The sequence below is a fragment of the Mucilaginibacter terrae genome, assembly GCF_031951985.1.
Lineage (GTDB): Bacteria > Bacteroidota > Bacteroidia > Sphingobacteriales > Sphingobacteriaceae > Mucilaginibacter > Mucilaginibacter terrae_A.
Map to the genome: position 1 here is coordinate 3,171,414 of NZ_JAVLVU010000001.1, position 25,403 is coordinate 3,196,816.

The following is a 25,403-nucleotide window of genomic DNA, read 5'->3' on the forward strand; positions in this document are numbered from 1 at the left end:
AACAAATGAAAACAAACCTGTTAAAAAAACTATTGATTGGCGCTGCCATCATATATGCACCACTGCAAACTATGGCCTGGGGCGATAAAGGTCACCGCATAACCGGGCAAATTGCCTCAAGTTACTTAACGCCTAAAGCACGTGCCGCAGTAAAGGCAATTTTGGGCGATGAAACCATTGCCATGGCCAGCACCTGGGCCGATTTTATCAAATCAGACCCGGCGTATAATTACCTGTACAATTGGCATTTTGTTGATTTTGACAAGCCTTATACCTACCCCGAACTGCAAAGCTATTTAAAGCAGGATACCACAGTAGATGCATATACCAAAATACAGTTTGTTACCGCCGAACTTAAAAAGAAAGATTTGGAGCAAGACAAAAAACTGCTGTACCTGCGCATGCTTATTCACATGGTAGAGGACATTCACCAGCCTATGCATACCGCCCATACTGATGATAAAGGTGGCAATGATTTTAAAGTACAGTGGTTTAATGAGCCCAGCAACCTGCACTCTGTTTGGGACACTAAACTTATTGAATTTCAGAATTTAAGCTACACCGAATATGCATCGGCCATAAACTTTACCACTTTAGCCCAACGCACAAAGTGGCAAGCCGAGCCTATAAGCCAATGGTTATTTGATAGCAAGGAAATTGCTGAAAAAATTTACACCAGCTCAAAACCCGATGAAAAGCTGGGCTACAAATACAACTTTATGTTTGTTAAAACCCTTAATCAGCAATTGCTTAAAGGCGGCGTACATTTGGCGGGATTGTTGAACCAGATATTTTCTTAATGTGCAGATGAGAGGATATGCAGATGTGCAAATAATTGACATAGCATCTGCACATTCGCACATCAGCATATTTGCACATCTATCAATATGAAGATCTTAATGATATGCCTTGGCAACATATGCCGCTCGCCATTAGCCGAGGGCATTATGCAGCACCTCGTGCACCAAGCAGGACTCAACTGGACGGTTGACTCTGCGGGCACCGGAAGCTGGCATGTGGGCGAATGCCCCGATCATCGCTCTACCGCGGTGGCTAAGGGTTACGGTGTTGATATCAGCAAACAGCTTTGTCGCCAGTTTAGCGTAAACGATTTTGATGAATTTGACCTGCTTCTAACCATGGACCGTAATAACCTGCGCGACGTGCTGCGGCTTGCACGTAATGATGGGGATAAGGCCAAGGTTCGTCTTCTCCTGAAAAACCGCGAAGTGCCCGACCCTTATTACGACAGTAACCAGTTTGATCCGGTTTACAAACTAATAGAAAACGGGTGCAAAGCAATAATAAATGAATACCATTAAAATAAATATTAACGTAAAAGCGCCGGGCAGCACTGCCCGGCGCTTTTGCGTTTAGTAATATCCATTGCCTTGTAGTTAATTCAAACTATTATATAAACCAATCCATGGCAATAAAAAACTGTTGTTTTATAATACACACATGCGTTCTGAGGCATATAATATTCCTCCCTTATTTGCTTAATAATTACAACCTTACCTGTGAAATTTAATTCCCAAATTGGGGAAAAGTATAAACAATTTTCTTTCTTGTGACATTTTATATTAACTATTGAGCATCAATTGTTTAAGGCACCAAAATTGTATATATTTACAAGCCCTGATTAATTGATAACTAAATGAGGAAATCTTTACTATTGCTATCCCTGTGCATAGCTTTATTTTCGTGTGGAAAAGTTAATGATGTAGCCCCGGTTGCAGACAATACCGCACCGCAATTAGATGCAGTAATTACAATTCCTCGCAATAGCACCACCGAAACGCTGGAGGGTGAAATTTTAACCAAGCAAAACAGCAATCCTAAATTTACAACCCGCACCTGGCAAGGTATACCATCGGTAACCATTGGCCCTTCGGGCAACGTATATGCCGCCTGGTATACCGGGTCAAAAGGCGAAGAGCCTGGCAACTACATCACCCTGTCAGTAAGTACCGATGATGGTAAATCATGGGCAAATGATGAGTTGATCATAAACCCAACCAATCCTGAAATACGCTTTTTTGACCCGGCCATGTGGACTGATAAATACGGTAACGTTTATTTGTCATGGTCAAAATCAAAAAGAAGCTTGTGGGATGGCATTGGTGGCGTTTGGTATAGCCAAATCAGGTATGCAAATGGAAAAGTTTATGCATCAACACCAAAACGCCTGAGCGACGGCGTTATGATGTGCCGCCCTACCGATAACTATTTAAAAACCGGTATGCTATACCCTATTGCTGTTTGGAAAACTGCTACATCAAACAACGGAGTATTTATTTATAAATCAAATTACGACAAGATTACTAAAAGCGCACAATCGTTCACCAAAATGTGTGACATTCCGTTTCAACGTAACTTTCGCGGATATGACGAGCACCAGATAATCCAGCTTAAAGACCGTAGCTACTATGTTTTACTGCGCGGTCTTGATGGTTTATACGCTACACGATCAACCAATGGCGAGATATGGAGCACTCCTGAAAAGTTTACCACTTTGGTAAGTGCAAGCAGCCGCTTCTTCCTGGGCCGCCTTAAATCGGGCCGTATTGCTCTTATTTTGAACAATAGCACCAACCGTTCTAATCTTAAAATCTATGTATCAGATGATGAGATGAAAACTTGGAAATACAGTTTATCTCTCGATACCAAGCTGGGTATATCATATCCTGATATGGTGGAAGGTAAAAACGGCAAGTTATATGTAGTTTATGATTATGACCGTTTTGGCAAAATGGCCATCAATTGCCTTTCTTTCAACGAAAACGACGTACTGAAAAACGCACCCGAAAATATTGAGCGCGTGGTGTTAAGCGGCTCAAATTAATTTAGTTAAAACATATAGGGCATTGTAACGATTTAAGTTTACCTGCATTAAAAACTGTTAAGAAGTTTGCTTTATAACAGCATATAATGCTAATTTGCTTATTGTACTACGCTGCCCTATATGAAAATTCTGGATTGTACCTTACGCGATGGGGGTTATTATACCCAGTGGGATTTTGACAAAAAACTCACTGAAAGGTATTTTACAGCCATGGAACAACTGCCCATTGATGTGGTAGAAATTGGCTACCGCAGCCATGCTTCCAATACATATTTTGGCAAATACTATTATAGCCCGGTAAGCTTACTTCAAAAAGCACGGCAACTAATGCCTACCAAAAAGCTGGCATTAATGTTAAATTTAAAAGATTGTCCGGCCAACGATTCTCTCATCCCCTTATTAGAAAAATGTCGCGGTTATGCTGATTTGTTCAGGATAGCCGCAGATCCTGCTAAAATAAACGAAGCTATAGCACTTGCTAAATTTATAAAAAGCTTAGGCTTTGGAGTAGCGCTCAATTTGATGTATTTATCAGAATTGAAAAATTCTGTTACTATTGTTGAACGTTTAGGTGAGCTTGATGGCGTAGCTGATTGCATTTCGCTGGTTGATTCATACGGCGGTGTTTACCCGCACGAGGTGGCCGAGTTAATCAAGTATTGTAAAAACTTCACTAACGTACCGCTCGGTTTCCATGGCCATAATAATATCGAACTGGCCTTCGCCAACAGCCTGGCGGCCATTGAGGCCGGTTGCGAATTTGTTGACGGCACCATTACCGGCATGGGCAGAGGTGCCGGTAATCTTAAAACCGAGCTGCTGTTAACCCACCTCTCGGCAAAAGCCGGCTATAATGTTAATTATGATGTACTGAGTAACATAGTGCATGATTTTGAACATCTGAAGGCTGCCTATCAATGGGGTACCAACTTACCCTACATGGTATCGGGCATCAACTCACTGCCCCAACAAAACGTTATGGACTGGATAAGCAAGCGTTATTATTCTGTACAAAGCATTGTGAGGGCACTCCATAACAAAAAGCTTGGTACCGATGACAATATTAAGCTTCCGGGTTTTAACCCGGCTAAAAATCATCATAAAGCCTTTATTATTGGCGGCGGTTCATCGGTAATAACACATTTAGATGCCATTCTTGCATTCATCAAAGCCGAACCCGATGCTTGTTTAATACATGCGAGCGCTAAAAATGCAGCCCTGTTTGCGAGTGTTAATAATGCTCAATTTTATTGTTTGGTTGGCAACGAGGGGCAAAGGCTTGAAGATGTTTTTAACAACATTGGAGCATGGACGGGCGATTGCGTATTACCTGTATATCCACGTAAAATGGGCACGTATATACCTCAGGCAGCTTATCCACGCGTTTATGAGTTAGATAGTAATAATTTTGACCCTTTATATGCCGATGCACATACTTCCCTGGCCATACAAACAGCCATTAAACTGGGCGTAACCGAGGTGTATGTGGTTGGATATGATGGCTACAACAGCCAAAACTTAACCGAAAAAGAACAGGACCTCATTAACGAAAACGAATATCTTTTTGATAGGGCAACCCAGCACTTTAACACTTTTAAAGCCATTACCGCAACCCGTTATAAAATAGCCGACCAGGCATCTGTTTACCAGTTTATTGCATGAAAATATTAGGTATAATACCGGCCCGTTATAAATCGTCGCGCTTTCCGGGCAAGCCGTTAGTAAATCTTAATGGAAAACCCATGATTGTGCATGTGGCCCAAAAAGCAGCACAAGCACTGGGTACCGACAATGTGATTATAGCTACCGATGATGAGCGTATAGCCGATGTTGTACAACAGGCCGGATTTAATACCATTATAACCTCAGACAGCCACCCGACCGGTACTGATCGCCTTTGGGAGGTTGCGCAAAATATTGAGGCTGATATTTATATCAACATACAAGGCGATGAGCCTATGGTTAACCCTAATGATATTATCAAAGTAATTGAGCAAAAAAAGGCCACGCCGCAATACGTGATCAACGGCATGAGCACACTTGCTGATGATGAGGACCCGGCCAATATTAACATCCCTAAAGTGCTGGTAAACTCAAAAAATGATTTGATTTACATGTCACGGCTCCCTATTCCGGGTATTAAATCGCCCGGTGCCGTATCACCGGTTTATTTAAAACAGGTTTGCATTTATGCCTTTAGTTTTAACCAATTAAAGGCCTATGGTGAGATGAATGGCAAAGCCGTTTTTGAGGCTTTTGAAGATATAGAAATACTGCGTTTCCTGGAATTAGGAATCCCGGTAAAAATGGTTTATACACAAGCCAACACTTTAGCCGTTGATGTACCTACAGATGTGGAAAAGGTGAGCCAAGCTATGCAAAATAATAATTAAACATGGGCCAAAAGTGTATAATCATTTCTTGTATCCCAAACCTTACGCCTCTACAAGAGGCCGGTATGCTGCAAATGCTTAACGAATTGAAAAACAGGGGGCTAAAAGTTTTTTTTTATAGCCCAAATGCCCATGAGTTGCTTAATTCTTTTGCCGTTAAGCCAGGCCGGTTTAACCGGATCTTATACAAGTATTACTACTATAAATCACGCTTTTTAATTGAAGAAGATAAGTGGAAATCGCGCTTAAAATGGTGGTATAGTCTGCAATCAAAACAACAAGAGGATATATTGTTTAAAGAACGTGTAAAGCAGGCGATAAAGCTTTTTTGTACCATGAAGCCCGATATGTTTGTTTGCTGGAACCCTAATGCAGCTCCACATGGTGTGCATAATGAGGTAGCGCATATTATGGGTATTAAAACAGGGGGCATTGATTGGGGGCTTTTGCCCAACACTTATATTTTAGACAGCAAAGGCACTCTGGCTATGTCTGAAATATTTAACCGTCCTGTTACTTACCCCGATGAAGCTTTGGTTGAACGAGTTGGCACAGCCATTTACAACAACCTGAAAAACAAGAGCACCAGTATGTATGCCCAGGAAACTAAGCCTTTACCTCCCGAAGCCGAACGTGCCACCGGGCCTAAAATCTTACTCCTCGGCATTGATACGCTTGATTCTGCAGCCCATCCGGCCACTCATAACGATCGTAAAGGGTTACTGCCCTTCCACACGTCAACCTATGAGCAGGCCCTGGCCTTTGCCCAAGCCGATCCATCATTTACCGTCATATTCAAGCCTCATCCTTCACATAATGTACATACCGAAGATGTACAGGTCCAAAACAACATGTGGGTGCTTAATATCAACCCTGATTACCTTATAGATTGGGCCGATGTTGTGGTATGTAATGGCTCAAAAATGGAACTATCGGTATTGTTTAAAGGTAAACCGTTAATAAACGTTGGCGCAGGTTTAGTTTACAAAAAAGGATGTTCTTATGAGGTTTACGCCCCCGAACAGATGGTGGCGATGGTAACCGAAGCCAAAAACAATGGTTTCACGCCACAACAGCAGCGGGCATTTAAAAAGTTATTGGGTTATTTAAAACACTATTACCTGTATTCATACGGCGAGGTCGCAAATAATACTGCCTCTATAGATAGGTTTATTTCTACGCTTTAATGCACATTCTTAACCATTTGCTACCTTTGTGATCTTTATATGCATGGAATTGTAACCAAATCTACTGGTAGCTGGTACCAGGTACAAACCCCCGACGGCAAACGCTATGATTGCCGTATTAAGGGCAAATTCCGTATAAAAGGGCTTACTACCACTAACCCCGTAGCCGTAGGCGATAACGTTGATTTTGACCTGGAACCCGATCAGGATCAGGGTATTATCACTAAACTATACGACCGCCGCAACTACATCATCCGTAAATCGATCAACCTGAGCAAGCAGGCGCAAATTATTGCTGCCAACCTCGACCAGGCTTTTTTGGTGGTTACGCTGGCTTCGCCCCGCACTTCATTGGGTTTTATTGACCGGTTTTTGGTGACCGCCGAAGCTTACAGCATTCCTGCTGCATTGGTTTTTAACAAGTTAGATATGTTTAGCGAGGAAGGCCTGGAGATACTGGCCGACTACAAAGCTGTTTATGAAAACATCGGCTACCCCTGTTACTCTGTATCAGCTTTAGAGGGCACCAACATTCCGCAGTTGAAAGACCTGCTTAAAGACAAGATAACCCTGTTTTCGGGTCACTCGGGGGTGGGTAAATCGAGCCTGATGAATGCCATACTACCTGATTTACAGCTACGTACAACCGAAATATCAGACTGGAGCGACAAGGGTATGCACACCACCACCTTTGCCGAAATGTATGACTTGCCCGGCGGAGGCAACATTATTGATACCCCCGGCATACGCGAACTGGGCGTGATAGACATTGAGCAACAGGAACTTAGCCACTTTTTCCCCGAGATGCGTGACCGCATGCACGATTGCCGCTTTAACAACTGCCGCCATATTAATGAGCCAGGCTGCGCCGTGTTACAAGCCTTGGAAGAAGGCGAAATAGAGCCATCGAGATACGAAAGCTACCTCAGCATTTACCACGGTAACGATACCCGCAGCTAACCCGAAATCGTCCATTTTCAGGTGAATTTTCTCTGCAAAAACTTGTCATATTTCCACGAAAAGTTTCGATAAAACTTCTCTTTTACCTCATTTATATTCCTTTTCGTTACCTGCTAATTTTTGATGCTATAAATACATGTTTACAAAACTCAGGCTGTAATCTTTAATCATATCCCTCACCTCCATAAACCGTTTTAAAATTTCTTCTTCGGTGCCGATAGCTTTTGCAGGGTCGGGGAAATTATGGTGCAGCATAACTGCGTTAGATGGGAAGTACGGGCAGCTCTCCTTTGCATTATCGCAAACGGTAATTACATAATCAAAATCAATACCTGTATACTCGTTAATGTTGTTTGATGTATGTGCAGAAATATCAATGCCATCCCATTTCATGATGTCAATGGCTTTGGGGTTAACACCATGCGTTTCAATTCCGGCACTGTAAATAATGGCCTTATCGCCTGCAAAATATTTCAGATACCCTTCGGCTATCTGGCTGCGGCAACTATTGCCTGTGCATAATACCAATACTTTCTTCATATCTGCTTTTAAACTAATAACCAAATTATGTTGATGATAAAAAACTTGGCATCCCAGCCAAATATCAGCTGCAACACAATTACAGCCGAAGTAATGATAATAACCTTTTTGTATTTAGCAACAACCCGAACCAGGTGTACACGATTGCTCATTGGCCAATAAATTTGAAAGTAATATTTTAGGTTTAACCTCTTCAACCGGCGCACAGCATTCTTCTCCCTTATCGTTTGTTCCGCAGCTACCACCCCTGTTAATGGCTTTGCATTGGGTAAAATCGGGCGAGAGGTTGACCAACAAATTTTCTTCCTGAACACTGATTTCAGCCGGATACATTTGCCTGGTATCAAACTGTGAATTCCCAAATTCAATTTTTACGGTACCTAACGGGTTTAAAGGCAGCACATTTTCAACCAATTGAATGATCGATAGCGCTTTGCTCACTTCCATTGCCCTTTCGCTATCCTTTTGCGGCGGCTCCCAAAGCTGAATGATGATCTCTGTCCAACTGCTCATTTTTCCGCCGCAATCAACAGATGTAATTGGGGCTTGCTTTATCTCGGTGATATGATAAGAAGCATCCACCCATTGGTCTTCGTTGTACTGAAATTGTAATCGTAGCTGTGGGTTTTGCAGCAGGTACGCTTTAAAGGTTTGCCAATTCATTAATTCGGTCGTGTTCATATTCATTGTAATATTACGATCAATTTGATCAAATTTTTTTAACAGCAGGTTGTTACTTCTTTATACGAGCCTAAAAAGTTGCCGAACTGTTTTTGCAAACGAGCCCAGGTTTTAGGCTCAATACAATAACATACTTTAACCCCCTCTATGGTACCCTGAATGATGCCCGCACTCTTCAACTCTTTTAAATGCTGAGAAATAGTTGCCTGAGCCAGTCCCAGCTCATCAACCAAATCGCCGCATATACAAGCATTTGCAACAATTATTTGCTGTAGTATGGCAATACGGGCCGGATGCGCCATTGCTTTCAGCAACAAAGCCAGTTCGTTTTGCTCTGTCGAGAACATTTCACTTTTGGTAACACCCATATCAATCGCAATATTACGATAAATTTTTCAGATAAGGTTATAAAGAAATATTATTACCGGTCAACGAGTTAGATATTACTTAACCAAAATTCAGTTCTACATCATAACTTGCGGCGTATCCAGTGCAGGTGAGCACCCATCCCTGGCTTAACTCGGTATCGGTAAGTACTTCGTTTTTTACAACAGTTACTTTGCCCCGGGTACACTTAACTGCGCAGGCCGCACAAACGCCGGCACCACAACTGTAAGGTATATGCAGATCGTTTTGCAAGGCGGCTTGTAATATGGTTTGGTTTTCGCCCTGCTGTAAATCGTGCCATTGGTTTTTGAAGTTGATGCGCAACTTTTGCGGTGGGAAGGTCACCCCTGTAGTACTCGCTGGCACAGTTTCGAGCACAAAGTTTTCTTTATGTACCTGCCCGGCATCTATACCCATAAACAGCAGTGTGAGCCGCACCATGCGCATGTAGGCAAACGGACCGCACAGGTAATAATCGGCTTGGGCAAACGTATCGGGCAAGTGTTGTTTTACCAGTTTTTCAACTACGAGATTATTAAGCCGCTTGCCCTCATCGCTAATCAAATGAATTACGGTTAACTGGTTAGCGTAACTGGCACTTAACGCCGCAAGTTCATCCTTAAATATTACCGAACCCTCGCTCAGGTTACTATAAATGAGCACGATACGGCACGATGGTTCATGATTTAACAGGTATTTGATATGCCCGTAAACCGGCGATATACCGCTGCCAGCTGCAAAGTAAATCAGCGTTTTGCCTTGCACATCATCGGGAAGGGTAAAACGGCCTGCGGGTTCAACAGCATTCCAAACATCGCCGGGCTTGGCGTAAGTATGCAGGTAGCGCGTTATTTCGCCGTTAGGGATACGTTTTACGGTGACCGAAAGCAAGCCCTCATCGGGCGATGAGCTGATCGAATAGGAACGCCTGATCTCTTCGCCGTGATGGTTGATAATGAGCGTGATGAACTGTCCGGCTTTATAATTTACCTTATTTCCTGATGCCTCACTCAGGTAAAACGTACTGGTATCTGGCGTTTCGCGCTTAATATGTTCAACCTTTAACTGCATTAGCTTATGGAAATTACCAGTTTACCAAACTGCGATGAGTTGCCCATTTTATCGATAGCCTTTTGCGTTTCGGCCAATGAAAATACCTCGTCTACAATAGGTACTATCTGGTGATCATTAACCAGTTTCAGCATATTGGTAAAATCATCGGGCGAGCCCATCATGGTGCCCAGCAACTGCAGTTGCTTAGAAAATATGGTGCGCGGATTTAACTCGGGTATGGCCCCGGCTGTTGCGCCAAAAAACACGATACGCGCGCCCGGATTACATATATCTGGTATTTTGGCAAAGTCTTTACCCAGGGCACTGTCAATCACCACATCAAACCCGCCCGATAGGTGTTTCAGCTCTTCGGCCCAATCCTGCGCCTTGTAATTTACACCGGCCGCAGCACCTAACTGACGTGCGCGGTCAATTTTTTCGCTCGTGCCCGATGTTACAAATACCTGGCAACCCGCCGCCACGGCAAATTGTACGGCATAGGTACCTGTTCCGGCACCGGCACCCACAACCAGCACTTTATCTCCCGACTTGGCGCGGCCTTTTGTAAAGAAGGCACGGTAAGCGGTTAAAGCGGCTAACGGAATAGCGGCAGCTTGTTCAAAAGTTAAATGTGAAGGTTTAGCGTATAGGTCTTCGGCCTTTACTTTTACGTATTCGGCCAGGGTACCATCATCAGGCAAACCTAATATTTTAAAATCGGGGCCCTGAAAATCGGCATGGTCACCAAAGTTTTGACCGGGGTTTATGATCACTTCTTTACCAATCCATCCGGCACCCGCCCCATCGGCCGCTTCAACAACCACACCTGCCCCATCCGATCCTAAAATGGTAGGATACTTAATGCCGGCGTATTTGCCAATGCTAATCCAGTAATCGCGGCGGTTAAGTGCTGCGGCTTTTAGTTGTACCAATACCTCGCCGGGGGCAAGGGTAGGTTTATCAACTTCTTTATATTCCAGGGGTTTATCGGCCCCAACTAATACCATTGCTTTCATAGTGTATAATTATCGGCTATTGCCGCCGCGAAATTTAAGAAAACCGTGTTTAAATCTCTCTTAAGCGGAATGACTTTTATTTGTCAAGCTAAAAAAACAACACGGGCATGGCAAATATGTTGCCATGCCCGTGTTAATACTTATTTAACGTCATTCTGAAGTACGAAGCAATCTCTGCGGAGATTGCTCCTTGTGCTTGTCCTCCGCAGGAATTGCTTCGACGGCTCCTGCCCTTGTCCCTATGGTAACTCGGGGTAAGATTGAGCTGGGCGGCTAAATACTGTACAGTGGGTATGCCTTGGTTCAGCGTGCTTTCGTTGTTAAAGTAGTTATTTAATACGTTCTCTAATTGCTGTAACAGCTTGCTGCTTATTGGTTTACGGGTAATGAACTGACTAACTACACCAACGCCTAAAACAAAAGGGGTTGGACGATTAATCCAACCCCTTTATAAAGTAAAGAGCTAAGAGGTCTTGATTCCAGACTCTTGGCTCTTGATTCTAAAAAAAACTTATTTAGCTTTTTTGTAAAGCTCAGCTACGTGATTCCAGTTAACAACGTTCCAAATGGCAGCTAAGTAATCAGGGCGTTTGTTTTGGTATTTCAGGTAGTAAGCGTGCTCCCAAACGTCGATACCTAAAATTGGGGTACCTTTTACGGTAATTTCAGGAAGATCCATTAATGGGTTATCTTGGTTAGGGGTTGATGTTACGGCTAATTTACCATCGGCAGTAACTACTAACCAAGCCCAGCCCGAACCAAAACGGGTAGCACCGGCTTCGTTCAGTTTGGTTTTCAGCTCATCGAATGAACCGAAAGTGCTTTTAATAGCCTCGGCCAGTTCGCCGGTTGGCTCACCACCACCGTTAGGTGAAAGTATGGTCCAGAATAAAGTATGGTTAAAGTGACCACCACCGTTGTTACGTACAGCAGGCGGGAATTTAGAAATGTGTTTAACAATTTCTTCGATGCTGCTGGTTGCTTCGGGCTTACCTTCTAAAGCTTTGTTTAAGTTGGTAACATATGCCTGGTGATGCTTGCCATGGTGAATTTCCATAGTAGCTTTATCAATGTGCGGTTCCAGTGCGTCGGTTGCGTATGGTAACGCCGGTAATTCAAATGCCATAATGACTATTTTTTTAAGGTTAAATTAAGATGTATCCTCGCAAATATAAAGGGTTCAACCTCATATTTGTTCAGATTATTGTTAAGTTTTATTGCGTTTGCTCCTAAAGAACTCGCGCACCAGTTCGGCACACTCGTTTTCTTTAATACCGCCGGTAACCATCGTTTTGGGATGCGTGATCTTTTGATTCAATCTACCAAAACCCAGCCGGGTATCATATGCTCCGAAAACAATTTTACCCACCTGAAACCAGTATGAAGCCCCGGCGCACATTACGCAGGGTTCCATGGTTACGTACAGGGTACAGTCTTTTAAGTACTTGCCGCCCAAATAGTTGGCCGCCGCGGTTAGTGCCTGCATTTCGGCGTGGGCACTTACATCGTTCAGGCGTTCGGTAAGGTTATGGCCACGGCCAATAATTTTGCCCTGGCAGGTTACTATCGCACCAATGGGTATCTCGTCTTCGGCATAAGCCAAACGGGCCTCGCGCAAGGCCTCGGCCATGAAAAATTCATCGGGAGACACACTGCTCTCATTATCAAAACTTATAAAACGCATTATATGAGTTTGCTTCCGTTGGGTACGGGCCGTTCAACGGCGGTTAATACAATGTCGCCATTCTCGTCGGCCAGGCCGGTTACCAAAAACTGCGACATAAAATTGGCTATTTGTTTCTCGGGAAAATTTACTACGCCCAGTATCTGCCGTCCAATCAGTTCCTGTTTGGTGTAATGTTTGGTTATTTGCGCGCTCGACCATTTCATGCCCAGCGAACCAAAATCTACCTTGAGCTGATAAGCGGGTTTGCGTGCTTTAGGGAAGTCCTGCACTTCTATAATAGTGCCTGCACGCAGTTCTACTTTTTCAAAATCATGCCAGGAGATAGTTTGCATGGTGGCAAATATAAGTATGCGCCATTTAATACTCCCCGGTAGGTAGGTTTTTTTGTTTATGAATAATAATTTCTGTGATGTCGAATTTTATTGGTTAATACAGTTAAATAGCAGCATAAAATACTTTCCGTACCTTTGTATTTAACTTATGTCAAACAAAGCAGTTATAGCAGGCGCAAGCGGATTAACAGGAGGATACCTGCTTAACCATATTTTGAACGAGCCACACTATGATGAGGTACTCATTATAGTACGTAAGCAGTTACCTATCGAGCATAAAAAACTGATTCAACTGGTAGTTGACTTTGATAAGATGGATGACGTAGCTGCGTCAATTACCGGCGATGTAATATTTTGCTGCTTAGGTACCACCAAAGCTAAGACATCAGATAAGGCCCTTTACATTAAAATAGAGCATGATTACCCGGTACAGCTGGCCGAAATAGCTTTTAATAATGGTTTTAAGCAGTATCATTTCATGTCATCAGTTGATGCAGATGCTAACGCAGGCGGCAATTACCTGAAATGGAAAGGCAAAACAGAAAACGACATTCAAAAGTTCAAATTTCATGCGCTGCATATTTACAGGCCGTCCTTATTAACGGGCAACCGTAATGAGTTTAGACTGGTTGAGAAATTAGCCGAGGTGTTTATGAAGCTTATCGATCCTTTACTATTCGGCAGCTTTAAAAAGTACGTGAGTATTCCAGCCGCAACGGTGGCCAGGGCCATGTACAAACAATCATTAAAAACTGAGGAGGGTGTGTTTGTACATCCTTCGCACCATATAAAACAATTAGCGTGAGCACTTATTTATCAGCAGAAAATTTAGGTCATTCTTTTCATGACCACTGGCTGTTTCGTAACCTTACTTTGGGCATTAACCGCGGAAGACGCGTTGCCTTGGTAGGTGTAAACGGAGCAGGTAAATCTACCTTGTTAAAATTATTATCGGGTAAAATCAATCCTACCGAAGGCAAAATCGTATCGCAACGTGATCTTCGTCCGGGTTATTTGGAGCAAGACCCTCTTTTTGAAAAGGGCCATACCATTAGCGATTACATCTTTCATAAAGATAACGTACAACAGCAACTTATTTTAAAATATGAGCAGTTGCTGGAAGATGAGCCTGAAAACATGAAGGCCATTGAGAAGATAACGGAAGAGTTAAGTGCCGTTAATGCATGGGAATATGAATACCAGATCAAGAATATTTTAGGGCGTTTAGATATCCATCATTTAAACCAGCCTATTGATACCCTATCAGGCGGGCAAAAGAAACGTTTGGCCTTGGCTAAGCTGTTAATTGAAGACCCGGATATTTATGTGCTGGATGAGCCTACCAACCACCTGGACATTGATACTATTGAGTGGCTGGAAAAACTCCTGACCGAAGGCGCTAAAACCATTTTGATGGTAACGCACGATAGGTACTTTTTAGATAACGTTTGTAACGAGATCATAGAGATTGATCGTGGTAAGATTTTTACTTATAGTGGCAACTACCAGTACTTTTTGGAGAAGAAGGCCGAACGTGAATCTACCCTCGAAATTCAGTTTCAAAAGAACACCAACTTACTGAAAAAGGAATTGGAGTGGATGCGCCGCCAGCCACAGGCACGTGGTACCAAATCACAATCGCGCATTAATGCCTTTTATGAGCTGGAAGATAAAACCAAAAATGCCGGACCCAATGCCAAGGTTGAACTCAGCATGAAAACATCGCGCCAGGGAAACAAGATCATGGAGGTTAATCATATTGGTAAAACCTTTCAGGGTCGTAAGGTTATTGATAACTTTAGCTATGTATTTAAGAAAGGCGACCGTATAGGTATTGCCGGTAAAAATGGTAGTGGCAAATCAACCTTATTAAATATATTCACTGGCTTACTTCAACCCGACGAGGGTAACATTGATAAAGGAGAGACTACCGTAGTAGGTTACTTTAACCAGGCCGGTATGAACTTTAAAGAGGATGAACGCGTAATTGATGTAGTAAAAAATGTGGCCGAATATATTACCATGGCCGATGGCAAACAAATTTCAGCATCGCAGCTACTCACTTTGTTCTTATTTCCTCCTGCACGTCAGCATGGCTTTATAAAACTATTGAGCGGTGGCGAAAAGAAGCGTTTGCACCTGCTCAATATACTGATGAAGAATCCAAACTTTTTAATACTGGATGAGCCTACCAACGATTTGGATATTGATACACTGAACGTATTAGAAGAGTTTTTAACCTCCTATGGAGGTATACTGCTAATGGTATCGCACGATAGGTATTTGTTAGATAAATTAACCGATCAGTTATTTGTGGTAAGTGGTACCGGCGCTGTTGATTTATATAATGGCAACTATTCTTCATTCCGTTTAGAACAGGAAGAAGCCAAGCAAGCACAAAAACAAAAGCCTGTAGCCGTTGCCCCTACCCCAGTGGTACAAGCTCCTAAAAAGAACAAATTATCATTTAAGGAGCAAAAAGAACTGGAGGCAGCCGAGGCAGATATTGCAAAAATTGAAGCGCAGATTAAAGGCTTAACTGAACAGATTAATACCTTGTCAGACCATCAGCAAATCGTAGCCATGTCTACTGATATTGAGAAACTCAATATCAAATTAGAGGAAACTACCATGCGCTGGATGGAACTAACTGAATTAAAAGAAAGCTAATAAATGAAGACTTCGGACATTATAGCATCGGTTGGGGTAATCATCCTTTTGATAGGGTTTATGCTTAATTTATTCAAAAAAATAAGCCCTGAAAGCAAGGTATATGCCTTAATGAACTTTGTGGGTGCGGGCATGTGTGGGTATTCATCATACCTTATTAGCTTTTGGCCATTTGTTATATTAGAAAGCATTTGGGCATTTGTAGCGTTAATATCATTATTTAAAGTTCCACGTGGAACATGATATTATCAATTGTAATTTTGTAATTGTTCCACGTGGAACATTGGAGGTTTAGATGTTTAAAAAATATGATGTAATAGTTGCTGGTGCTGGTCACGCAGGCTGTGAAGCTGCTGCCGCTGCTGCCAACATGGGTTCATCGGTATTGCTCATTACCATGAACATGGGCACCATTGCACAAATGAGTTGCAACCCTGCCATGGGTGGCGTAGCTAAGGGGCAAATAGTACGTGAGGTAGATGCACTCGGTGGCTTATCAGGTATTATAGCCGATAAAACTACCATACAGTTCCGCATGCTTAACCTGTCAAAAGGCCCGGCTATGTGGAGCCCCCGTGCTCAAAACGACCGTATGCGCTTTGCCGAAGAGTGGCGCTTATCACTCGAAGCAATACCCAATGTTGATATATGGCAGGATACTGTTACCTCCCTCCTGGTGAAGAACGAAACGGTTAAAGGGGTAAAAACATCATTAGGTGTTGAGATAGAAAGCGATGCGGTGGTACTAACCAATGGCACGTTTTTAAACGGTATAATACATATAGGTGAGAAACGTTTTGGTGGTGGCCGTACAGGTGAAAAATCGGCCACAGGCTTAACCGAACAACTGGTTGAATTAGGCTTTGAGGCTGGCCGCATGAAAACCGGAACACCTCCACGTATTGATGGCCGCTCATTAAATTACTCAGTTATGGAAGAGCAGTGGGGCGATGAAAACCCGGGTAGATTTTCATTTACTGATGTAGAACGCCCTACCGAAAAACGTTGTTGCTGGATAACTTATACTAATTCGGCAGTACACGAAACTTTGAAAGAAGGGTTTGAAAAATCGCCAATGTTTACCGGTCGCATCAAAGGTTTAGGCCCGCGCTATTGCCCTTCGATTGAGGATAAAATTAACCGCTTTGCCGAGCGCGACCGCCACCAGATATTTGTGGAGCCTGAGGGTTTCAATACGGTTGAGATATATGTAAATGGTTTCTCTACCTCTTTACCTGAAGACGTACAATATCGTGCATTAACCCGAATTCCGGGTTTTGAAAATGCTAAAATGTTCCGTCCTGGTTATGCTATTGAGTATGATTACTTCCCCCCTACCCAGTTAAGCCTAACTTTGGAAACCAAAAAAATAAGTAATTTATTTTTGGCCGGACAGATTAACGGCACTACAGGCTATGAAGAAGCAGCATCGCAAGGATTGATAGCCGGCATTAACGCACACCAAAAAGTACACGATAAACATGAGCTGATCATGAAACGGTCGGAATCATACATTGGTGTTTTGATAGATGATTTGGTTACCAAGGGTACCGAAGAGCCTTACCGCATGTTCACATCCCGTGCCGAACACAGGCTCTTATTACGGCAGGATAATGCCGATATTCGCCTGTCGCCCATTGGCCATGAATTAGGATTAATTAGTGATGCGCGTTTAGATAAGGTAAATCAGAAGATTAAAAACTCGGATGATATTGTAAAGTATTCCAAAACTAAATCAGTTGAGGCAGCTTTATTAAATCCTTTATTGGAAGAATTAGGTACTGCCCCCCTACCCCAAAACGTAAAGTTAGTATCATTGATCAGTCGGCCACAAGTAGGGTTTGAAGATTTACGTAAGGTAGAACCATCCTTGAATGAACTACTATCGGCTTATGATAAAGAAACTGTTGAGCAGGCTGAAATAAAAATTAAATACGAGAGTTATTTTGATAAAGAGCTGGAGATAGTTGAACGGATGAGAAAAATGGAAGATAAAGAGATCAACCCTGATTTTAATTATCAGCAGTTGGTATCGTTATCAAAAGAAGCACGCGAAAAACTGATGCGCATTAAGCCTCGCACATTAGGACAAGCTTCCCGCATATCGGGAGTGTCGCCGTCAGACATTTCAGTTTTAATGGTACACATTTCCCGATGAGGTAAATTTTATAAATTTTTCTCATTTTGACCCAAAAAATGGCTTTAATAAATATATGTTAAAGCCATTATTTTTAATTTTTAATACTACGGCTCTAAAAAAATACAAAATCGCTTATAACGCTTAAAAATGCCTCTAAATCGAAACCTTAAAATTTCATCGTTTTATTTTACTGCTTTTTGTCTGTTACTGCTTATTGGGTGCGCCAGCATCCAAAGACCGCAGGGTGGACCGCGTGACCGCACCCCACCAAAACTTTTAAAGGCAACTCCTGAAAATAAAACCCGTCGGTTTTCGGCTAAGCAAATTCAGTTAGATTTTGACGAATATTTTAAACTGAATAATCCTTATACCGAAGTTAGTATTAGTCCCGCGTTTGAAAAGCAACCTGAGTACGTAACTAAAGGTCAAAGCCTCATTATAAAACTAAATGATTCTTTACAAAAAAACACAACTTACGTTTTCAACTTCGGCAAATCCATTGCTGATGTAAACGAATCAAATGAGTTAAAAAATTTCACCTACGTATTTTCAACCGGCGACCAAATTGATTCGCTAAGCATCAGCGGTAAAGTAACCAATACGCTTACGGCCCAACCCGAGAAAGAAACGACCGTAATGATTTTTCCAGCAGCAAGAGATTCGGCCATGTTTGGTAAAAAGAAACCCTCCTACTTTGCCACTACAGATTCATCGGGCAACTTTTCGTTGAACAATTTACATGAAGGCACCTATACCATATATGCGCTCAAAGAAACATCACCCGATAAAATTTATAATAGTGACAATGAGCTAATTGCTTTTCTGGATAAACCGATCAATCTTAAAAGCGATGTGTCGAATATTCAACTTAACTTGTTTAAACAGGCTCCAGATAAATTTAGGGTAACTACCAAACGCTTTGATAATGATGGTAAGGTATCGCTGATATTTAATAAACCCTTAAATAAGCCATCATTAAAAGTAAATTATCCAGCTACATTAGATGCACAAAAAATTGTAGACTTCAGCAAAACGCGCGACAGTGCTCTGGTATTTTTCCGTAATATGGACTTTGACAGTTTGAGCGTAGCCATTGCTGATGATGGCAAGTTTATTGACACCATAGCCCTCAGAAAAGGCCGTAATGAAGCATTTAAACGTAATGTTACCTTAGGTTATAATATAAACATCGACAATAAATTGCGGCCCGCAACCGACTTAATTTTGACGGCAAACTTGCCTTTGGAGTCGTTTGATATTAGTAAAATTAAATTGCGTGAGGACTCGAATACGGTAAATAATATAGCAATTACTAAAGATGCCACCAACCCACGTAAATTGATCGTCAAGTACCGCTGGAAACAATCGACCCGGTACGAAATGCAATTTGCCGACGAGGCTTTAACCAATATTTATGGTGACAAAAACAAAGAGTTTAATAAACGTTTCACCATTGATAAACCCGAAAACTATGGAACGTTAACGCTAAAAGTAACTGTCCCCGATACCAGTAAAAGCTATATAGTTGAAATTCAGAATGATAAGAAAACAACACTGCAAACAGATGTAATTACCAAAAACACATCTATTGTATACAAAAACTTTTTTACCGGTAAATACAACATTAAGGTTACCTACGATAATAATAAGAATAAGAAAGCCGACAGTGGTAATGTACGCCTGAAACAATACCCCGAAAAATCGTGGTTCAGCGATAAGGAATTTACCTTAAGACCTAACTGGGAAATGGAAGAACCCCTGGTAATACCTAAAGAAGAAACAGAAACAAAAGCTACTCCTCCGGGTCAGTAAACCAACTGCTATACAGGTTATAGTTATGCGGTAGTTTTTGTAGTAAAGCCAGTTGCTCATCGGTAAGTGGCTTTATTTTTTTGGCAGGAGTACCGGCATACAGGTAACCCGATTCGCATACAGTACGTTCGAGCACCACAGCACCTGCAGCAATAATTACGTTCGATTGTACCACGGCATCGTCCATTACAATGGCACCCATACCTACTAATACGTAATCATCTAATTTACAGCCATGTATAATAGCATTATGTCCTACCGAAACATAATTGCCAATGGTGGTAGATGCTTTTAAATAGGTAGCATGCACACATACGCCATCCTGTATATTGCTGTGATGGCCTATGGTTATGGTATTCACATCACCCCTAATCACGGCGTTAAACCATACCGAACAATGCTCCCCAATGGTAACATCGCCTACAATGGTGGCATTATCGGCTACAAAACAATCATCGGCAATTACGGGGTATTTATCTTTTACAGGTAGAATAAGAGGCATATTTTGATTTCGGATTTCGAATGTACAATTTCGAATCTATTTTTAAGTTTGATACAGCGTAAGCGGAAATAGCTCAGTTGGTAGAGCATCAGTTTCCCAAACTGAAGGCCGCGGGTTCGAATCCCGTTTTCCGCTCAATTTTTATACACACCTTTTAAAATTTCAATTGCTTCAATATCAACTTCATTATCAATTTCTTCTAATGAAGGATATTTTACAATTTTTTCCAGCTCCATCAATATCAATGGGTCATTTGTTTGCCTAATAAGCCCTAATATCCAATACTTCCACATTACATCATCGGATTTTAATATAGCAACTATCTCAGGAGTAATCTTATTAATAAAAGGCTTCAAAATATCCGCTATATAACTCGCTACTGGCCAATTCATATCTTGAAGCCATTCTAACAGATTTGGAACTATAGGCTTAATCTGTTCAAACGATAGCTTTTTAAGTTCTTCAATCCCGCTTTCGTCAAACTTATTTTTAGGTATTAATGTTCTAATATCCATCATATAAATCTTTAAAACACCGTATCCTCTAAAACCTCCATATGTTGCGGGTAATCCGTAGTATAATGCAACCCCCTACTCTCCTTACGCGCCATGGCCGATTTTACCACCAGGTACGATACCTGTATCAGGTTACGCAGTTCACAAAGCTTTACCGATAGCTTGGTTTTTTTGTAAAACTCCTCGGTTTCATCGTGCAAAAATTTAAGGCGGCGCATGGCACGGTCTAACCTGAAATCGGAACGGACGATGCCCACATAATCATTCATCAGTTTTTGCATTTCGCGTACGTTGTGGGTAACTAATATGTCTTCATTTGATAGCTGTACACCTTTTTCATCCCAGTCGGGAATATTGTCCGGGATAATGTTTGCATCAAAATCTTTAATGGCATCTTCATAAATACGATGTGCAAAAACCAAAGCCTCGAGTAATGAATTGGATGCCAAACGATTAGCACCATGCAAACCAGTAGATGCACACTCGCCGCAGGAATACAAACGCTGAATGGATGAACGGCCCACATGATCAACCAGTACGCCGCCGCACATATAATGGCAGGCCGGGGTTACGGGTATCATATCTTTGGTCATATCAATACCTATATCCAAACACTTGGCATATATATTAGGAAAGTGTTCTAAAATATCAGCCTTCTTTTTATGGCGCACATCTAAATACACGTAATCCTCGCCCGATTTTTTGATTTCGGCATCAATAGCACGTGCAACAATATCACGTGGTGCTAATGATTTACGCGAATCATACTCTTGCATAAATTCTTCACCATTGGTACGTTTCAGCACACCACCAAAACCACGTACGGCTTCAGATATTAAGAAGGAAGGATATTCGCCAGGGTTATACAGCGCTGTTGGGTGGAACTGTATAAATTCCATATTACGCACTTTACCTTTAGCACGATAAACCATGGCAACTCCGTCGCCTGTGGCAATAACCGGATTAGTAGTGGTAGCATATATATGTCCTGCCCCACCCGATGCCATTACGGTAACTTTAGCTTGTATGGTTTCTACCTCCTTAGTTTCGGTATTAAAGGCGTAAATACCGTAGCAGGCTATATCTTTACTTTGCTTATCCACAAATTGGCCCAGGTGATGCTGGGTGATCAGATCTACCGCAAAGTGATGGGTTAATATTTCGATGTTAGGGTTTTGGTGAATCTGCTCCAGTAAGGCGCGTTCCATTTCAAACCCGGTAATATCCTTATAATGTAGTACCCGAAACTCCGAATGTCCACCTTCTTTAGCCAAATCATAAGCACCCGATTTATCCTTATCGAAGTTGGTACCATAATCAATGATCTCGCGTATACGTTCAGGCCCTTCCTCTACAACAATACGTACTACTTCTTCGTCGCAAAGTCCGTCGCCAGCTATCAAGGTGTCTTCAATATGCTTTTCAAACGAATCTTCTTTTTTATCCACAACTACGGCAACGCCGCCTTGTGCATATTTTGTGTTCGATTCATCTTCACTTGCTTTGGTAACTATCAGTACCTTACCATGTTTGGCAGCTTTAAGTGCAAAACTTAATCCGGCAATACCCGAACCAACTACCAGGAAATCCACATTTCTTGTCATAAATAGTATCTACAATGTGTAAAAGTAATACTTGTGTGGATAAGCAGGTTAAAAGATGTTAATTTTGCGTCTGTAAAAAGCTAATAACTTTTACACTTGTGAACAAACGGGGCTAAAACTTTATTTCTCCCCAAAAGTTTGAATGATTAGCGTGGCAAATCACACCAAAGTTAACATTGTTAAAACTGGCTTTTAATTAACATAACAGTTTATTAACATAGGTGTGAATAAGATCGTGCTGTTGTAAATCAGTTGTTTAAGTTTTAGTAGTTGTGGATAACCTGTGGAAACAAGCTTAATAAGTTTGTTTATCAAATAAAATCATCTTCACTTACCCACATTACTAACACACTAATAAACAATAAGAGATTTATATAAATTAAAATAATTGTATTTATTGTACTGTGAACAATGGACATTTTAGAAGAAATTAACATAAAAGGTTTTGTTGAAGAGGAAGTAGACCCCACGCTCGACCTCTACGCTGAAATTGAAAAACTAAAAAAAGAGAAGAACGCCGTTATACTTGCCCACTACTACCAGGAAGGCGAGATACAGGACATAGCCGATTATATTGGCGATAGCTTAGGCCTTTCACAGCAAGCTGCCAAAACCGATGCCGACATTATTGTATTTGCCGGCGTACACTTTATGGCCGAAACCGCCAAAATCTTATCGCCCACTAAAAAGGTTTTACTGCCCGACGCTAAGGCCGGATGCTCGCTGGCCGATAGTTGTCCACCACACTTGTTTAAAAAGTTTAAAGAGAATTACCCTGATCACTTAGTAATAACCTACGTAAACTGTACCGCCGAGCTGAAAGCTATGAGTGATATTGTTTGCACATCGAGCAATGCCGTACAGATTGTTGAAAGCTTGCCGGCCGACCAGAAGATCATCTTTGGTCCCGATCGTAACCTGGGGGCTTATGTGGCCAAAAAAACGGGTAGAGATCTGGTGCTGTGGAATGGTGCCTGTATGGTACACGAAATTTTCAGCCGCGAAAAGATAACTAAACTAAAGGAGCGCCACCCTGAAGCCAAAATACTGGCTCACCCTGAATGTGAAGAACATATACTACAGTTGGCCGATTATATTGGCTCAACCACCGGTATACTAAAGTATGCTACCAATAGCCCGGCAAAAGAATTTATTGTAGCTACAGAAGCAGGTATACTTCACCAGATGGAGAAAGATAACCCCGAGAAGGTGTTTATCCCAGCCCCACCGAATAATTCTTGCGCGTGCAATGATTGTCCTCACATGAAACGGAACACGCTGGAGAAGCTTTATTTGTGCCTTAAAAACGAGATGCCCGAGATTGATGTACCGGCTGATATTATAGAACGAGCCGTAAAGCCTATTGAGCGTATGCTGGATATATCGGCCAAATTGGGACTGTAGATTGGTAAGTAGTGAATTGTTAATATTGAGTGAAAAACTTAACTAAATTCTCGTCATTGCGGGTGAAATAAATAAGGAGACTGAATTAACAGTCTCCTTTTCTATTGTGGATAAAATTATTCACTATTCACCACTTATCCATTCACAAATTATATTCCTGCACCTGTTTGAGTTTCAAGGGCATCTTGAACGTTTTGGGGTAAGTTAGAGAACAGATTGAAAGGACTACCATTTGCGGCACTAACCTTTGCTTCAATATCTCGTACGGTAGTTGTATAAGTTCTCCAAGAAACGTTAGTATCGTTTCTATTAGGTGTATTTACAGCAACTATTTTAACCGAACCTGTATTTGCTGCCCTTATTAAATCACCGTTGCCATTAGGAATAATGATAGCTACTTTCCATACATTACTTGGTACTATTACACGACCATTATCAATGGAATTTACAATAGCATTACTGTTTTTTCCAATACCACCAGTACCGTAGCTACCCATAATTACATAGACTTCATTGCCGGCTGTAATCTGTGTACGCAGATCTTGCTCCATAAAATTCCAGGTTTGCTGATTATTTTGAGGAGCTTGCGGTATCATATTAGTCATCAAAAATGTAGCATAATTGGCATTTGTTGAACTTGTACGATCTCCCGATGGACAATTATGCCCCCTGTCAAATCCAGAATTTACATAACTATTACTTTGTACTTGGTAAAAATCAGTCGGTAAACCTGTGAATCCTGCAAAATTGTCAATTCTTTTTACAGCATTCGTAATATTTGTAGCATCAATATGCCAACTTACCCAGTTTGGGGTACCTCTTGTTTTGCTATAAGATTCTACATAGTAACCGGCATCGATAAAGAAGTTGTCAGCACTTACAGTTGTAGCATTAGATGGGTTACCAAACAACAGGTTGCTATTATCACCAGTAGCCGGAGGAGCATCGGCACCTAATGTTACACCTCTTGGAGTTGTTGGACTGGTTGATCCACCACCTGTACTGCCGCCGTCATCCGGATCAGTGTCTGATAAGGTAACACCCGGATTACCAAAGCCAATAATAGTTATATCATCTAAATTTATACGGCTTGCAGCAGGAGAGGTAGTTAATTTTTTGAATTGAAAACGTACCGGCCCAGTAGATGCAATACTAACTGTTTCAGTAACCAAAGCATTGGTTGTTTCGGTATAATCAGCACCCAATTGTGTGTAAGTACTACCACCATCGCGCGAAATAAGTAATTGCCAACCTACAGTTGCGTCACTACCATATTTACCATGTTTAAAAGAAATTTGAGATACACCGCTAACATCAAAATTCATGCTGATTTTACCACTACGTAGCCTAACACTATAGTTGCCATTTTTAGCGTCTGCAGCAAGGTTACCTACAAGTGCTTCATCAAAGTTCCATGATCCAATTTTTAAATTAATATCAGCCGCTGCATAACCAGGTTTGCTATTAGCTTCAAAGTCTTCTGTTAAAGCGTATGGGGCAAGTTTAACTTTTAAAGAATCGGCTGCTTCATTGTTGTATAAAGTATCTTTTTTACAGCTAACAAAAGCAAGGGATGCCAGTAAGGGGATGAGTAAAAATTTTAATTTCATATTTTTTATTTTTAGCACAACAAATATCATGAAATAACATTAACTCATTATTAATTAACTTACTG

At 41.6% G+C, this 25,403-nt stretch carries 25 protein-coding genes, 1 tRNA gene and 2 pseudogenes; 16 read left to right on the forward strand and 12 right to left on the reverse strand.

Going from position 1 to position 25,403, the window contains the following annotated elements; translation table 11 throughout:
• Positions 1 to 5 precede the first annotated feature (5 nt).
• From QE417_RS13470 to rsgA, 7 genes are all read left to right on the forward strand, one after another.
• Positions 6 to 800 carry a S1/P1 nuclease gene (locus tag QE417_RS13470; RefSeq protein ID WP_311950766.1) on the forward strand — a complete coding sequence of 265 codons (795 nt, stop codon included), beginning with the start codon at positions 6 to 8 and terminating at the stop codon, positions 798 to 800.
• A gap of 87 nt (positions 801 to 887) precedes the next feature.
• Complete coding sequence (locus tag QE417_RS13475; RefSeq protein ID WP_311950767.1) at positions 888 to 1,322, forward strand: low molecular weight protein-tyrosine-phosphatase; 435 nt, start codon at positions 888 to 890, stop codon at positions 1,320 to 1,322.
• A 335-nt stretch (positions 1,323 to 1,657) separates the two neighbouring features.
• Positions 1,658 to 2,845, forward strand: a complete 1,188-nt coding sequence (locus tag QE417_RS13480; RefSeq protein ID WP_311950769.1) for a sialidase family protein — start codon at positions 1,658 to 1,660, stop codon at positions 2,843 to 2,845.
• Between the two features lie 120 nt (positions 2,846 to 2,965).
• Complete coding sequence (locus QE417_RS13485; protein WP_311950770.1) at positions 2,966 to 4,507, forward strand: aldolase catalytic domain-containing protein; 1,542 nt, start codon at positions 2,966 to 2,968, stop codon at positions 4,505 to 4,507.
• Positions 4,504 to 5,238, forward strand: coding sequence for a 3-deoxy-manno-octulosonate cytidylyltransferase (gene kdsB, locus QE417_RS13490; RefSeq protein WP_311950772.1), 735 nt, complete (start codon positions 4,504 to 4,506; stop codon positions 5,236 to 5,238). Before QE417_RS13485 ends, kdsB begins: the two co-directional genes overlap by 4 nt.
• A 2-nt stretch (positions 5,239 to 5,240) precedes the next feature.
• The gene (locus tag QE417_RS13495) at positions 5,241 to 6,425 is read left to right on the forward strand and encodes a hypothetical protein (protein WP_311950774.1); all 1,185 of its coding nucleotides are present in this window, start codon (positions 5,241 to 5,243) and stop codon (positions 6,423 to 6,425) included.
• Positions 6,426 to 6,464: 39 nt separating this feature from the next.
• On the forward strand, positions 6,465 to 7,385 hold the full coding sequence (gene rsgA, locus QE417_RS13500; protein WP_311950776.1) for a ribosome small subunit-dependent GTPase A: 921 nt from the start codon (positions 6,465 to 6,467) through the stop codon (positions 7,383 to 7,385).
• A 126-nt stretch (positions 7,386 to 7,511) separates the two neighbouring features.
• Here the strand turns inward: rsgA and QE417_RS13505 are convergent, their stop codons facing one another.
• From QE417_RS13505 to QE417_RS13540, 8 genes are all read right to left on the reverse strand, one after another.
• On the reverse strand, positions 7,512 to 7,925 hold the full coding sequence (locus QE417_RS13505) for an arsenate reductase ArsC (RefSeq protein WP_311950777.1): 414 nt from the start codon (positions 7,923 to 7,925) through the stop codon (positions 7,512 to 7,514).
• A gap of 114 nt (positions 7,926 to 8,039) precedes the next feature.
• Complete coding sequence (locus QE417_RS13510; protein ID WP_311950779.1) at positions 8,040 to 8,606, reverse strand: DUF6428 family protein; 567 nt, start codon at positions 8,604 to 8,606, stop codon at positions 8,040 to 8,042.
• A gap of 38 nt (positions 8,607 to 8,644) precedes the next feature.
• Entirely contained in the window at positions 8,645 to 8,974 is a 330-nt protein-coding gene (locus tag QE417_RS13515) for an ArsR/SmtB family transcription factor (RefSeq protein WP_311950781.1), read from the reverse strand.
• Between the two features lie 79 nt (positions 8,975 to 9,053).
• Positions 9,054 to 10,064 carry a ferredoxin--NADP reductase gene (locus QE417_RS13520; protein ID WP_311950783.1) on the reverse strand — a complete coding sequence of 337 codons (1,011 nt, stop codon included), beginning with the start codon at positions 10,062 to 10,064 and terminating at the stop codon, positions 9,054 to 9,056.
• Complete coding sequence (locus tag QE417_RS13525) at positions 10,064 to 11,062, reverse strand: zinc-binding dehydrogenase (protein WP_311950785.1); 999 nt, start codon at positions 11,060 to 11,062, stop codon at positions 10,064 to 10,066. Before QE417_RS13525 ends, QE417_RS13520 begins: the two co-directional genes overlap by 1 nt.
• A gap of 511 nt (positions 11,063 to 11,573) precedes the next feature.
• Positions 11,574 to 12,188, reverse strand: coding sequence for a superoxide dismutase (locus QE417_RS13530; RefSeq protein WP_311950788.1), 615 nt, complete (start codon positions 12,186 to 12,188; stop codon positions 11,574 to 11,576).
• A gap of 81 nt (positions 12,189 to 12,269) precedes the next feature.
• Positions 12,270 to 12,746 carry a nucleoside deaminase gene (locus tag QE417_RS13535; protein WP_311950789.1) on the reverse strand — a complete coding sequence of 159 codons (477 nt, stop codon included), beginning with the start codon at positions 12,744 to 12,746 and terminating at the stop codon, positions 12,270 to 12,272.
• Positions 12,746 to 13,081 carry a tRNA-binding protein gene (locus QE417_RS13540; protein ID WP_311950790.1) on the reverse strand — a complete coding sequence of 112 codons (336 nt, stop codon included), beginning with the start codon at positions 13,079 to 13,081 and terminating at the stop codon, positions 12,746 to 12,748. The genes QE417_RS13535 and QE417_RS13540 overlap by 1 nt, the downstream gene beginning before the upstream one ends.
• A gap of 148 nt (positions 13,082 to 13,229) precedes the next feature.
• Between QE417_RS13540 and QE417_RS13545 the strand changes: the two genes are divergently transcribed.
• The 7 genes and pseudogenes from QE417_RS13545 to QE417_RS13565 all read left to right on the forward strand — a co-directional run bounded on the left by QE417_RS13545 (position 13,230) and on the right by QE417_RS13565 (position 19,703).
• On the forward strand, positions 13,230 to 13,886 hold the full coding sequence (locus QE417_RS13545) for an NAD-dependent epimerase/dehydratase family protein (protein WP_311950792.1): 657 nt from the start codon (positions 13,230 to 13,232) through the stop codon (positions 13,884 to 13,886).
• A pseudogene (locus QE417_RS23730) lies at positions 13,883 to 14,704 on the forward strand (ABC-F family ATP-binding cassette domain-containing protein); the annotation flags it as partial. The gene QE417_RS13545 and the pseudogene QE417_RS23730, both read left to right, overlap by 4 nt.
• A gap of 195 nt (positions 14,705 to 14,899) precedes the next feature.
• Positions 14,900 to 15,217: pseudogene (locus tag QE417_RS23735) on the forward strand (ATP-binding cassette domain-containing protein); the annotation flags it as partial.
• 126 nt (positions 15,218 to 15,343) lie between these two features.
• Entirely contained in the window at positions 15,344 to 15,751 is a 408-nt protein-coding gene (locus QE417_RS23740) for a hypothetical protein (RefSeq protein ID WP_446670068.1), read from the forward strand.
• Positions 15,752 to 15,754: 3 nt separating this feature from the next.
• A complete protein-coding gene (locus QE417_RS13555) occupies positions 15,755 to 15,994 on the forward strand; it encodes a CBU_0592 family membrane protein (RefSeq protein WP_311950795.1) in 240 nt (79 codons plus the stop codon).
• A 52-nt stretch (positions 15,995 to 16,046) separates the two neighbouring features.
• A complete protein-coding gene (mnmG, locus tag QE417_RS13560) occupies positions 16,047 to 17,909 on the forward strand; it encodes a tRNA uridine-5-carboxymethylaminomethyl(34) synthesis enzyme MnmG (protein ID WP_311950798.1) in 1,863 nt (620 codons plus the stop codon).
• Between the two features lie 129 nt (positions 17,910 to 18,038).
• Positions 18,039 to 19,703 carry an Ig-like domain-containing protein gene (locus tag QE417_RS13565; protein WP_311950799.1) on the forward strand — a complete coding sequence of 555 codons (1,665 nt, stop codon included), beginning with the start codon at positions 18,039 to 18,041 and terminating at the stop codon, positions 19,701 to 19,703.
• Here QE417_RS13565 and QE417_RS13570 read toward each other — a convergent pair.
• Positions 19,684 to 20,205 (reverse strand): gamma carbonic anhydrase family protein, encoded by a 522-nt coding sequence (locus tag QE417_RS13570; RefSeq protein ID WP_311950802.1) that lies wholly within the window; start codon positions 20,203 to 20,205, stop codon positions 19,684 to 19,686. The genes QE417_RS13565 and QE417_RS13570 overlap by 20 nt on opposite strands.
• Before the next feature lie 62 nt (positions 20,206 to 20,267).
• On the opposite strand from QE417_RS13570, the gene QE417_RS13575 reads away from it, so the two are divergent.
• Positions 20,268 to 20,340, forward strand: a tRNA-Gly gene (locus QE417_RS13575).
• Here QE417_RS13575 and QE417_RS13580 read toward each other — a convergent pair.
• Both QE417_RS13580 and nadB read right to left on the reverse strand, forming a co-directional pair.
• Positions 20,340 to 20,723 carry a DUF5071 domain-containing protein gene (locus QE417_RS13580; RefSeq protein ID WP_311950805.1) on the reverse strand — a complete coding sequence of 128 codons (384 nt, stop codon included), beginning with the start codon at positions 20,721 to 20,723 and terminating at the stop codon, positions 20,340 to 20,342. The genes QE417_RS13575 and QE417_RS13580 overlap by 1 nt on opposite strands.
• Positions 20,724 to 20,731: 8 nt before the next feature.
• Positions 20,732 to 22,324 carry an L-aspartate oxidase gene (gene nadB / locus QE417_RS13585; protein ID WP_311950809.1) on the reverse strand — a complete coding sequence of 531 codons (1,593 nt, stop codon included), beginning with the start codon at positions 22,322 to 22,324 and terminating at the stop codon, positions 20,732 to 20,734.
• Positions 22,325 to 22,735: 411 nt separating this feature from the next.
• On the opposite strand from nadB, the gene nadA reads away from it, so the two are divergent.
• Positions 22,736 to 23,728: a quinolinate synthase NadA gene (nadA, locus tag QE417_RS13590; protein WP_311950811.1), complete on the forward strand. Its 993-nt coding sequence runs from the start codon at positions 22,736 to 22,738 to the stop codon at positions 23,726 to 23,728.
• 149 nt (positions 23,729 to 23,877) lie between these two features.
• Here nadA and QE417_RS13595 read toward each other — a convergent pair whose 3' ends face one another.
• Complete coding sequence (locus QE417_RS13595) at positions 23,878 to 25,338, reverse strand: DNA/RNA non-specific endonuclease (protein WP_311950813.1); 1,461 nt, start codon at positions 25,336 to 25,338, stop codon at positions 23,878 to 23,880.
• Between the last annotated feature and the right edge of the window lie 65 nt (positions 25,339 to 25,403).